This window comes from Streptomyces sp. NPDC000878 (assembly GCF_053599695.1).
Window position 1 is genome coordinate 84,872 of sequence record NZ_JBSFMT010000028.1, and the last position, 11,635, is coordinate 96,506.

The window sequence follows — 11,635 nt, forward strand, 5'->3', positions numbered from 1 at the left end:
CGCGATCCTCCATGTGGACGGCGTCCGGCGCCACGTTGGCTTGGGTGAATGCCGTCTCCAGCACCCGGTATATCCGCTCGTGCGTACGCGGCATGTCCATGTCGCCGTACGCGCCTGAACGCTGGGCGTCGACGCTGATCACCAACTCGTAGCGCGCTTCGACGAGTTCCAGAGCATCGTGGTTCCGTGTCCACTGCCTGCCCTGTCCGCTTCCGCTTGCCGTCTCTATCAGAGTCTTGTGCTGCCCCAGCCCGCTCGGATGGACTGCGCGGCTACCTGAGGCCCTGGCAAGAAGCGAGCGGAAGTGGCGCGCCAAGGTGCGGTAGAGCTCCGTGGCCTGGGGGTTGCCGTCCGGTATCTCCGGAATGGTGGCAGCAGCGCCGCGTTGTGGTTTGCTCGGCGATTCTGCTGTTAGGCCAGCCGCAGGGCGGCGTCTGGTTTCGGGCAGAGGATCCGTTGCCTCGACTCCCAGCAGCCGCGCCGTAGTAGCCGCCGCATAGGCAATAGGGCGGATGCCCGTCGCCAGGGTTTCATCAGCGTGGGGAGAATGCAGGACAACCGGGATTCCGTGAGGTGTTTGAAGGTGGGCGGCGAGGTGGTCGCTGAGGGCGAAGTGAGTGTCCCAGAGTTGGTCTCGGGTGAGCAGGCTGGTCACGTGGGCGGCTGCCGCGGGGTGGAAGTGGTAGAGCATGTCGGCCGATTCGCAGCGGGTGGCAGTGAGGAGGCCGGCGGTGAGGAACTCGGCGGTGTCGGCCAGGGTGGCTTCCGGGACAAGGCGGTCGCGGAGCACGTCGAGGACGGGCAGCGTAAAGGAACCGAGTGGGGAGGCCGCGATGGCGAGGCGGACTGCGGGAGACTGCCGGTCGTCCGTGAATGCCTCGGCATGGGCGCGTACCTGGTCGTTGGTGAGTGCCGCGTCGGGCTGGCTGGTTGGGCCTTGTTGGCGGCGTCGCAGGGGTGGCCGGCCAGTGGCGGGGACAAGGACGGCCTCGCAGCCGGACGGGTCAGTGCGCATCAAAGTGCGGGCCCACTCGAGGACCTGGTCGGGGGCCAATTGCAGGACGGGCAGCGCTTGCCAGGGTTTCGTCCTCTCGGTTTCACGGAGAAGACGAGGGCGGCGGTAGGACAGGAGACGGCCGGGAGAGGCGGGGACGGTCGCGGTCGCTGTGGTGTGGGGGAGGTCGAGGCCGGAGCGCTGCCAGAGCCGCTTGGGCAGCGGGTTGATGAGGGCGACCGGGGCGGTGCGACCCCAGGTGTGAAGCGTCCGCCACAGGGCGTCTTGCCGCCAAGCCGGTGCAGCGCAGTCGGAGACGACGAGGAGGAGGCGGCGCGCTGGCTGGGTGTGGTGGGCGGCGTCCGGGTGCATGGAGAGGGCACTGCCGTGGTGGTCGTGCAGGACTGGGGTGTCGGCGGCCGGGTGCTCGAGGTGCCAGACGCGTACGTCACGGAAGGCGGCCAGGGCGCGCAGCATTTTGGTGAAAGCGCGGACCGTCTCGTCCCACACCGCCATGGCGGTACCACGGTCAAGGACAACGATCACCTCCAGCCATGGCTCCGGCGCCGGAGTGAGCCGGGGGATGAGCATCCCGGTACGGGTGTAATGCTCGACGGTGGCGTCGATGTCGAGGCGACGATGGACGCCTGAGAGCCAAGGTCGGCGCAGCGGGCGCAGCGCACGGCCGATGTCGAGGGCGTCGGGGAGGGCATCGGCACGGCCAACGCTCACTCGTTTTCCGGGAATCGTGTGAGCGCCGACCTGGTCCCCGAGCCACACCGAGGCAACAGGCTCATGGGCGGTGTCCGTCGCGCCCCCACTTCCCGATGCCTGGCTGCCTTCTGCCTGGGTGGTGGTGTCGGCCTGGCCTTGTTTCCGGCGCTGCGCCGTGGAGTCCGCGGCATCGGGGGACGGGCTGCTGGGGCCCCAGTCGGCGTGTGCCCAGGCAGACGCGAGGAGGACTGCGTCGAGGAGCTCCTTGACGTCGATGTCGCCGCCGCCCGCCAGCGCAAGCCGGGCCAGACGGGCGGCGGCGTCCTCAGCCACGCCCCAACCCTCGCAGCAGCATGTCCTCCAAGCGCTGCCTCTGGCCCAGGTCCGGTACATGGTCGCCGCGCAGAAGATAAACGGCGTTCAGGAGCTGGTCGATCGCGACGTACTCGCCGTCGTTCAGCTTCTTGAGGAAGGTCTGCACGAGGGCGACGGTGGCGCTGTCCTCAATATCGCCGAGATGGGCGGCGACGATACCAGTGAGGGTCTCCTGGGAGAGGGGTGGCATCTCGAAGCGGATGCAGCGGCGCAGGAAGGGCGCGGGGAAGTCGCGTTCGCCGTTGCTAGTCAGCACGATGACCGGGAACTCGGTGCACTGGACCCAGCCGTCCTCGATGGTGCGCTTGCCGTCCTTGTCGGCGGTGCGGACCTGGATGTCGGGCTTGGGATGCCTGGCCAGGTCAGGGATCTCGAAGCCGCCGCGCTCCAGGACGTCGAGGAGGTCGCTTGGCAGGTCGAGGTCGCTCTTGTCGATCTCGTCGATCAGCAGTGCGCGGGGGCGGTCGCCGGGGAGGAGCGCGGTACCCAGGGCGCCAAGCTGAACGAATTCGCCGATGTCATCCTCGTGGTCGTCGCCCTCTGGCCGGGCCTTGCCATCGAGGGTGCGCAGGTTGTGGGCGTGAATGCGGCCGAGAGCGTCGTAGCGGTAGAGCGCGTCGCCGAGCGTGCTGCGGGAGGTGATGTGCCAGTGGAGTACCTCGCCCAGGTCGAGCTCGGCAGCGATCTGGCCAATGATGGTGGACTTTCCGGAGCCCGCGCGGCCAGTCAGCAGCAGAGGACGACGCAGATACAGCGCGGCGTTCACCGCGTCGACGAGGTCGGGGACCGGGCGGTAAGTGGTGGCGGGGTCCTTGCGCAAGTCAGTTTCCTGCTGCCGAGCGGGGGCGCGCCACGGGGGCGGTGCCGGCAGCTCGGCACGGATCTTCGGGGGGACTCCAGTGCCCCTGTAGTACGGGGTCCAACTCATGCTCGCTCCTTGGACGTCATCTCGTCGGGTGCTCTTACGGCCGCCCTCGCCCGTCTCCGGCAGAACACCTGCCAGTCGTTGTCATGCCAAGCGACGCGCACGGCCGCAAGAGGACCGAGATCATCATCGCGGCTCTGGCCGACCCCACTCAGCTGCTGCCGGTAGGCGTGCGCGATCTGCTGTGGTAGGGCCTGCCAGTGTTTCCCAACAGATGCCTTGGTGACCTGCTTGTCGCTGACATCCTTCTGCCGTGGCCAGACCAGCGCGGGTGTGTGCTCAAGGAGTTCCTGCGCCACGAAGTCCCAGTCCGTTTCCGGCAGGGAGGTCAGCGCCCATACTTGCTGTCCGAAGCCGTGATTGCTCAGATACTCCTGCAGTTGTTCAACGCTCCCCAGCTGTTCGACACGGAGCCATTTGGGGCCGGAGCAGTTGCTGTCATCCAGGGAGACCAGCAGTTGTTCACCCACCTGGAGCATGTCGTCGACCGTGGCGCCAGGAGGAGGCGTCAGCAGGCCGGACCAGCGAGTTGTGACGGTGTAGTTGACACCGAGCTTCTGTCTGCGGACGACGTGCTCCTCCGGAGGGCAGTCCAGTAGCGCCAGGGTGGGCACGGCCACGTCGATGTACCGCAACCGCTTCCCCGCGATGTTCGCCCAAGGGGCCACCCACGCGACGGCTTCGGTCAGGGCCGACTTCAGATCTTCGTTTCTGGGACCACAGGGGAAGCGCTGGTTGCCGAGCACGGCTTGGCCGAAGAGCAACCAGGCATCCACGCGGACGACTCTCTCGCCTCCGTCGTCGGCAAGCACCAGAACCAGCCGTGGGGCCCATTCGCCGTGGGGTTGGTGGTTCAGCTCGCGCAGGCGACTGTTGACCGTGGCGGTGAGCTCGAGGTCCTGCGCCCAGATGACGACATCTTCTGGCAGCTGATCTCCGTGTCCCGTCACGTGGGTCATGGCCGCAACCAGATGAGCCAAGGCGCGGTGCTGGCCCGCTGCGGTGCCCCCATGATGAGCGGCGTACTCGACTACATCCCGAAGTGTCCGGGGTGGTTCATGCTGGACGAAATGCAGAGGAAGGCCGGCCAACATACTGGCCAGCCGCAGGCTGTCTTCGGTCAGGCCCGGGCCGAATACCTTGTTAGCGACGTTCAGCGTCTTGCGGCCAACCTCCAGCTCGGCCTGCACCTCGCGCAGCCGGTGGACAGCGGCCCAGGAGCCGCCGCATGCCGTCTGCTCGTTTTCCTTCAACCATGCAGCAAGCTGGTCTTCTGTCGACAACCGCAGGTTGGCGTCGATCCTCCGGACGGCGTCCCGCACCGCCTTACTCGCGATCGATCCGAGTGCGCGGTTGAGGAATGCGGCGCGATTCCGGGCCAGCCAGAGGGCATCACCGAAATACGGGCCTCCGTCGAAAAGGCTCCGCCCCGGCTGCTGCCCGTGGATCCGCTCGCGGAGCTGCTCCATCAAGTCGTCGTCAACCTTCAGGACCTTCCCGGCACCGGGCAGACCCTCCTCGATCAGACGGGTGAGTTCCGTACTCAGCCGCATGTCGAACGCCTCCTCCTTCGCGGTGGCCGCGAAGAGGAGGGAGAACCGCACATTGCCCTCCTGCCGTCCGGAGGTGATCACCGGAGTGGCCGGTACCGCGCCGCCGGAGAGGCAGGTATCGACAATGGCGATCACACCCGTCAGACCAGGGTGGTTAAGGGCGTCGCCAAGCAGGGAGGGGACATTCACGTTGGAAAGCGGCGGGGCGTTCTTCCTGCCGGACGTTACGAAGTACAGCGGAGCGCCCTCAGCGCCCTCGCCATGACCGAGCAGGGCGAGTACGAGGGGACCGCCGTCCCGCTGTGCGACCTGAGCGGCCTGCTCCACGGCTTCATGCACCTGACTCTTGCCCAGGCTGGTGCCGATCAGCAGGGAGTCCGCACCGCGGTCCACGCAACCCCCCAGCTTCGGGTCCACCAGGACGGCGTGCAGGGCACGGGCAGCATCCTCCAGCCCGTCCAACCTTGCACCGCCTTCACACTGTGCGCCCACGACGAGCACGTTGCGCGGCGGGTTCGTAGCAGCGGTCACGGCCGGAGGGCCTCGATCACCGGGCGGGCCACAGTCCCGTGCTCCAGGTACTTCGTGGCGGTGTGCGTCCACAGCCCGCGGGAGTCAACGCGCTCTGTCACGGCCTTGACACCGCTCCGACTCGGGTGAATCCAGTCGGCCAGATGCGGGCGGCCCACCACGATGTCGTCACGATCCCAGAAGTTGAGCCAGGAGGCGACGTTCGCCGGGCAGGCCGCCGGGGTTGGCACCAGACGATCCAGAACCACCGCTCCCAGAGCCAGAGGCGAGCCCAAGGTCATCCAGAGAGGGACCGCTCCCTCGTACTCGTGCAGCGCCTCGTAGGCAACGACGGTGCCCAGGCTGTGCGAGACCACCACGAGAGGTCGATCAGAGTCCAGGCCGTCGAGCACCCGTGCACGGATAGCCGTCCCCAGCTCCGCCTTCCTGGTCCGGCGGTCCAAGTAACGGCCGACCTGGGCAAGCTGGGACAGGACCGCCCAGCCGTTCATCCACTGCGCCGCTTGACGCACCCCCGGGAAGCGCAGCATGGTCGTTGTGACGCCGACCAGCCGACGGGCTATGTCTCCCACGCCTTGGGCCTGTCTCTCCTGGACCGCGGCGTCGAGCTGGAAACGCGCGTCACGGATGACCCGGGCATCCTGAGGGCTGCTCTCGAACGGGAACTGCTCGGCGAGCTCCTCCAACATCGAGTCAAGTAGCTCTGCAAGGAAGGGAACTTCATGCTCGTGGAGTTCACCGCCTGCGTCGCCCTGGGCTCCTCGGCGGTTGAACAGGTCGCTGTAGTTGGCGAACGTGACGTCCGCCAACCAGCCCTGTGTCAGCGCGGAGATCGCATCGGCCATCTCGGCGTCCCGCGCTCCGGCGGCCAAAGCTTCCAGCCACCTGCGGCGGTCAGTGGCGGTGTGCCGAAGGTCGCCGATGCCGTGCACGAACAACAGTTGAGGCTTCCCCGTGGCCATGACGCCCCCTCTTTACTTGGCAGAAGAACATTCTGCTGTATCTGGGATCGCGGGGCAGCAGAACCACACGTTTGTGCCAGTAGCTTCAAGAAGGGTTGACACCACGTCAGGAAGCGGACCTTCTACCTTGCCACAACTCCTCTCGGCTGCCGCAGCTGACCGTGCCATCCCTGTTCTGTATCCGCGCCGCCTCCCTGATGGCGCTGCTCTCGTGGGCGTTGTGGAACGTCCATCAACCGCCTCACCCTGACGGTCTCGGGCTTCGCGGGTAACCAGCCAGCGGTGTACGCCACGTCCTGCTCACCGGGGTCGGTGAGCCGCACTCGATGCTGGGCCGTGGATCAAGAGCACTCCCTGGAGGTCTCGTTCCGGCCGCTGCCACGGGGCGAACCATCAGTCAGAAGCTTGTCTCACCGCGCTGTCCCTTGGGACGGACAAAGGGCGCCCACAATAAGAAAGGGACGCGCGAAATACGAACCTACACGTGCGCGAGGGCCAGCAGCTCATCGTCAACCCCCGCCTGCGGCAACAAGTATGCGTTCGGAAGAACGGCTTCGTCGTGACCGCACTCCCGGGCAAGCGGATAGGAGCGAACGGCCTCCCGGTACGCGTAGATCTGCAAGGGTCCCGGCACCAGAGTGGAGGCGTAGATCTGGATGCACCGTGCCCCGTGCCATGGCACTCCCCAAATGCTGGGCAGGCCCAGATCTGACGACGGCCTCGCCGAGCCTGCGTTCCGGCGCGTCCCGTTCCGCACGCTCGCTGTCATCGCGGCCACTGTCCGTACACCAAGGCGTCCCCCTATATGCCGTGTGCGACTGATGTCATTGCTCAACACCGCTGGAATGCTGCGCAGTTGATAGCCGCGGGTGGTCATGAGGTGTCCCCGCTCGCCCCGAGGGCCGTGAGCTCGTCTTCGAGGCCCTCAAGGTCACCGAGCAGACGGCGAATGGCGGTCTGGCGCTCGCGCCAGTACCGCTTCAGATCCACCTCCGCGTCTTGAGGCAGGTCGTACTCGGCGGTGGTGGCGCCGTAGAAGCTGAACAGCATGTACAGCAGTGCGATCCGGGCACAGGCCCGGACCTCTCGCATCGGCAGGCTGGGATGCTCCGAGCGGTAGGCACTCACCATGGCCAGGGCGCAGGCAGTCCACTCGGTGCTGGTCGCGACCGTGCGTGGGTCGAACGCCGCTCGCCCCAGCTCCCAGACAGGCAGCGCGCTGGCGCAGCGGAAGTCGATGATGCCGGTGACGGCATCATCGAGGGTGATCAGATTGGTGCGGGTGAGATCCGCGTGCAGCGCCTGCTCCACGAGCGTCTCGGGCAGTTGTTTCCTCAGGGCGGCGGCGTGAGTACGTAAGTCCGTACGCCGCTGGTCGAGGTCCACTCGTAGCTGGTCAAGGTGGTCGTGGCCTTGCCGTGTGGCTCTGGCCATCACGGTGTCGCACTTTGCTACCGCGCCCTCGACGGACTCCGTCCGCCAGCGGGTCTGCTGCATGCGCCTGGGCAGCGGGTACGCGGCGAGCGCACGGTGCATGCGTCCCATGACGACGCCGATGTGTTCGGCGAGGGGGATCGTCATCGCTGATGTGGTCACCCGGCCCAGGACCTCGTCGACAACCGCCCATGCGCTGCCTTCCGCGATGGTGACCAGGTTGTCGTCGGCGTCGGGCCACACGCGTGGAACTGGGAGTTCTGCGGCTCGGCAGTATTCCGACATGTCCCACGCGTTGCGTGCCTCGTCCAGGTCGGCCATCGCCGGGTACTGCTTGACGAACAATCGCAGCCCGTCGTCGGTCAGGACTCGTCGGTTGATCGTGTCCGTGCCCATGTGTACCGGCTCGACGAGGTCGACGACGAGTCCGTACCGATCCTCCAGCACGTCAGCGACCAACGCCGCGCCCTGCTCTGCTTCGTCCATAGGGATCACAGGCCTTCGTTTGCCAACGGACGACGTGCCGTGAGGAGGGTGAACGCGTTGCCCTCCGTGAGCACTTCTCCGTCGGCGAAGGGGGTAAGGGCGACGGGGACGCCCACGGGAAAGCGTCGGTAGCGGGCGGACATTCCGGCGAAGGTATTCACGCGCGCCACCCGCTCCACACGCTCTTGCCGGTCTCCAGGCGCAGGTTCTCCAGCATGGTGTGGGCTTCGTCGACCAGGCCGATGTCGTGATGCTGGATACCCCAGGCCAGGGAGTCGACAGCATCCAGGGCCCCGTACGCCCGGCACGCCGCCAGGTCCTCCTCGGTGAGCGTGCTGCCGTACCCGTGGTGGAACGCGGCGTTGAGGTCCGGGTTCTGATGCAGGATCCGGTAGCGCAGGCGGCTGAGATCCCGGCGGGGTGCCGGCTGGAGCTCGGCGCGTTCGAAGTCGATGACCCTCAGCAGTTGCTCGGACTCGTCCCACATCCAGTTCTTCGGCATGTAGTCGCCGTGCCCGGCGACCTGGGGCAGCCGTGGGGGCGGCACGCTCAGGAGGGCTCGTACTGTTGAGAGTTGGTCCCTGGGCACGTACGCCGTGGCAGGCACGAGGACCTTCGACACCGTCTCTTCCCACTCGCCCTCGGTCGTGTCCGCAGTGGGTTCGCCGCTGGCCGCCGCGTGATGGCGAGCAAGGAGCTCACCCGCCTGCTCGTAGGCCTTGCGCTTTTGCTCGGCCGGCAGCCGGAGCGAGTCGAGGCTGCGTCCGGGCACAGCGGTCACCAGGACGGTGTGTGAGACGGCCTCGGAGGCGACGAGGTCGGGCGTCCGGCCCTCGCCGAGGGAGACCGTCCACTTGCGATAAGCATCGACCTCGCGTCGGTGCAGCTTGGGGCCCACGTGCTGTTTGGCGAACCAGCGTCGGCCCCCGGGCGCGTGGACTTCCCAGAGGGACGGCCTGATGGTGCCGGGGCGGGGGTGCTCGGCAACCACGGTGTACGTCTTGGTTACCGACTCCACCAGTTGGTGGAGTGCGCCGGGCATGTTCGTCACCTCGGTGCGCCCTTTCGTTCGCCAAGCCACCCAGCCATATGCGCGCACAGTATGTGACTGGGTGGATTCTTTAGGTATTCGCGTGTGCGTGCGTAGCCTGCCAAAAGGCACTGACAACGGGCGCTGAACTGGGCGTTTCCCACTCGATAGAGCCGACCCTGTACGTGCCCGTATCCCCGGCTCAGCCGGGTCGGCGCATGGGCTGCAGCCGCACAGGCACCGTGCGGTGCCCGTTGACGAGGAGGCTCGCCACCGGTTCGAGCTCCTCGGGCGGCACGGCGAGAGCAATGTCCGGGAAACCGTCGAAGAGGGCAGGCAGCACGGCTCGCGCTTCTGCGCGGGCCAGGGGAGCGCCGAGGCAGAAGTGAGCGCCGTGTCCGAAAGCGAGATGCTGCTTGTCCTCCCGCATGACGTCGAAGGCTCCCGCGGTGGCGCCGTGCAGGTTCGGATGGCGGCCGGCGGCGCCGTACGAGGCGAGGATCGCCTCGCCCTGGCGGATCACGATCCCGTCGGGGAGGGGGATGTCCTCGACGGCGTATCGAAGCGGCAGGTGGCTGATGGGGGCGGCGTAGCGGAGGGACTCCTCGATCACGTCGTCCCACGACGCGCGCCCCGCGCGGACGTGAGCGAGCTGGTCGGGGCGGGTGAGCAGCGCGGTGACGGCTTGATCGAGCAGGTTGACGGTCGTCTCGTAGCCGGCGCTGATGATCAGGAGCAGCGTGTCCAGGAGTTCCTGCTCCGTGAGAACGGAGCCGTCGCCCTCTTCGTCGCGTACGTCGATGAGCGTCGACGTGATGTCCTCGCCGGGGGTGGCCCGCTTCGAGGCGACCAGTTCGATGAGGATGCCGTACAGGGCCATGGTGTTGGCGCGGGCCTCCTCGCTGCCGAGCGTGGTGTCGAAGACTCCGTCGACCACGGTCCGGAAGCGGGGCCACACGTCCTCGGTCAGACCCATGAGATCGCCAATGACCTGGATTGGCAGGGGGAAGGCGAGGGCCTCGCGCAGTTCGACGACCTCGCCGGGCTGTGTCCGGGCTATCCGGTCGATGAGGCGGTCCGTGATCTGTTCGATGCGCGGCACCATCTCAGCGGTACGTCGGGCGGTGAACGCCTTGCTGACGAGACGCCTCAACCGCCGATGGTTGTCTCCGTAGGCGGTGAACATGTTGTCCACGCCGACCCACAGGGCCAGCGGCCACTTCTCGGTGATCTCGCCGCTGATGAACGCCGGCCAGTGCCTGCTGGCGTCCTTGGACACCCGGGCGTCGTTCAGAAGGCCTTTGAGGACGGCCGGGTCGCTGACCGACCAGGCGGTCACGCCGAGGATGTCCACGAGCGTGGCGGGACCGGCGGCGTGGAGGGCGTCTTCTTCGGCCGCGCGCGCACGGCCGATGGGGTCGAGGACGAGGGGCAGGGTGCGGTCCATGTCGGGTTCTCCCTAGCTCAGAGTGAGGCGCGGCGACGGGGGGAAGTGGACCGGTAGGCCGGTCAGGGAGCGGTGGAACGGGCCGGGGCGGTAGGTGAGGTGGGCGGCGGGGACGGCAAGTTCCATTTCTGGGAGGGCGTCGAGGATCTGCTCGATGGCCACCTGGGCGATGAGGTAGGCCAGGGGCTGGGCGGGGCAGCCATGGGGCCCGGCGCTCCACGTCAGGTGGGAGCGGTTGCCGGCCCGCTGGTCGGAGATGACTGCGGGGTCGTTGTTACAGGCGGCCATGCTGATGACGACCGGCTGATGGGCGGGCAGGACAACGCCGTCGATCTCAACCGGACGTGGCGGATACGACACGCAGAAGTTGGCCAGCGGAGGGTCCACGAAGAGCAGCTCGTCGAGAGCGTCGCGGACGCTGAGGCTCCCCCGGAGCACGTCGCCGGAGTACCGCTCGTCGCTGACGATCAGCAGAAGGGTGTTCGCGATGACGTTCTGCTCAGGCTCGATGCCGGCGCCGTAGAGGGTGACCAGCTGGTGTATCAGCTCCAGCTCGTTCAGCTGCGTCGGGTGGCTCAACAGGCCGGTGGTGACATCCATGCCCGGATGGCGGCGCTTGAGGTCGACAAGTTCGCTGAGAGCCTCGGAGAGCATGGCGTTGCCGGCCTCGGCGTTCACGCCGTCGAAGATCGCGGCCATCCCGCCGGCTACACGCTGGCCGATCTCCGGTGGGCAGCCGAGGATCGCGTTGAGGACCTGGAAGGCCAGAGGTTGTGCGTACTGCGTCAGCAGGTCCGCATGGCCCGCCTCGCACATCTCGTTGATCAGGGGAATGGCGATCTGTTCCACCATGGCCTGCAGTTCGTGCTGGCGGACATGGTCGAGGGCGGACGTGTTCGCGGCACGGTAACGAGCGTGAGCGGGACCGGAATTGCGCAGCGCGTTGGGGCGGTGCTCCAGCATCGGCAGGACTGGGCAGTGTGCGGGGACGCCTTGTTGCCAGACCCGCGGATCGGCGGGGAACCGCAGGGGGTCGTGAAGGATGCGGACCGCGGTCTGATAGCCGATCACCAGCGTGGCGGGCACATCGGGGTCCAGGTAGACCGGGGCCAGTGTTCCGTGTTGGTCCCGCATCTGCGTGTAGAAGCGGGAGGGATCAGCTGCGAACTCCGGTGCGTACATCG

At 67.2% G+C, this 11,635-nt stretch carries 8 protein-coding genes and 1 pseudogene; all 9 read right to left on the minus strand.

Features of this window, described 5'->3' with window-relative positions:
- Positions 1-592: 592 nt before the first annotated feature.
- Positions 593-2,101, minus strand: a pseudogene (locus ACWDR4_RS24680) (SAV_2336 N-terminal domain-related protein); the annotation flags it as partial.
- On the minus strand, positions 2,034-3,011 hold the full coding sequence (locus ACWDR4_RS24685; protein ID WP_450411686.1) for an AAA family ATPase: 978 nt from the start codon (positions 3,009-3,011) through the stop codon (positions 2,034-2,036). The gene ACWDR4_RS24685 and the pseudogene ACWDR4_RS24680, both read right to left, overlap by 68 nt.
- Positions 3,008-5,023: a vWA-MoxR associated conflict system protein gene (locus ACWDR4_RS24690; protein ID WP_450411688.1), complete on the minus strand. Its 2,016-nt coding sequence runs from the start codon at positions 5,021-5,023 to the stop codon at positions 3,008-3,010. Before ACWDR4_RS24690 ends, ACWDR4_RS24685 begins: the two co-directional genes overlap by 4 nt.
- A gap of 65 nt (positions 5,024-5,088) precedes the next feature.
- A complete protein-coding gene (locus ACWDR4_RS24695; protein WP_450411690.1) occupies positions 5,089-6,054 on the minus strand; it encodes a hypothetical protein in 966 nt (321 codons plus the stop codon).
- Positions 6,055-6,927: 873 nt separating this feature from the next.
- Positions 6,928-7,974 (minus strand): phosphotransferase enzyme family protein, encoded by a 1,047-nt coding sequence (locus ACWDR4_RS24700; protein WP_450411692.1) that lies wholly within the window; start codon positions 7,972-7,974, stop codon positions 6,928-6,930.
- A gap of 5 nt (positions 7,975-7,979) precedes the next feature.
- Entirely contained in the window at positions 7,980-8,117 is a 138-nt protein-coding gene (locus ACWDR4_RS24705) for a hypothetical protein (protein WP_450411694.1), read from the minus strand.
- Positions 8,118-8,131: 14 nt separating this feature from the next.
- Positions 8,132-9,016, minus strand: coding sequence for a phosphotransferase enzyme family protein (locus ACWDR4_RS24710; RefSeq protein WP_450411696.1), 885 nt, complete (start codon positions 9,014-9,016; stop codon positions 8,132-8,134).
- A gap of 190 nt (positions 9,017-9,206) precedes the next feature.
- Positions 9,207-10,451 carry a cytochrome P450 family protein gene (locus ACWDR4_RS24715; protein WP_450411697.1) on the minus strand — a complete coding sequence of 415 codons (1,245 nt, stop codon included), beginning with the start codon at positions 10,449-10,451 and terminating at the stop codon, positions 9,207-9,209.
- A gap of 12 nt (positions 10,452-10,463) precedes the next feature.
- Positions 10,464-11,633 carry a cytochrome P450 gene (locus ACWDR4_RS24720; RefSeq protein ID WP_450411699.1) on the minus strand — a complete coding sequence of 390 codons (1,170 nt, stop codon included), beginning with the start codon at positions 11,631-11,633 and terminating at the stop codon, positions 10,464-10,466.
- Positions 11,634-11,635: the final 2 nt, after the last annotated feature.

Coding starts and splice junctions, on each gene's coding strand:
- ACWDR4_RS24720 (WP_450411699.1), bottom strand. CDS start 11,633: ATGTACGCACCGGAGTTCGCAGCTGATCCCTCCCGCTTCTACACGCAG.
- ACWDR4_RS24715 (WP_450411697.1), bottom strand. CDS start 10,451: ATGGACCGCACCCTGCCCCTCGTCCTCGACCCCATCGGCCGTGCGCGC.
- ACWDR4_RS24700 (WP_450411692.1), bottom strand. CDS start 7,974: ATGGACGAAGCAGAGCAGGGCGCGGCGTTGGTCGCTGACGTGCTGGAG.
- ACWDR4_RS24685 (WP_450411686.1), bottom strand. CDS start 3,011: ATGAGTTGGACCCCGTACTACAGGGGCACTGGAGTCCCCCCGAAGATC.
- ACWDR4_RS24705 (WP_450411694.1), bottom strand. CDS start 8,117: ATGTCCGCCCGCTACCGACGCTTTCCCGTGGGCGTCCCCGTCGCCCTT.
- ACWDR4_RS24710 (WP_450411696.1), bottom strand. CDS start 9,016: ATGCCCGGCGCACTCCACCAACTGGTGGAGTCGGTAACCAAGACGTAC.
- ACWDR4_RS24695 (WP_450411690.1), bottom strand. CDS start 6,054: ATGGCCACGGGGAAGCCTCAACTGTTGTTCGTGCACGGCATCGGCGAC.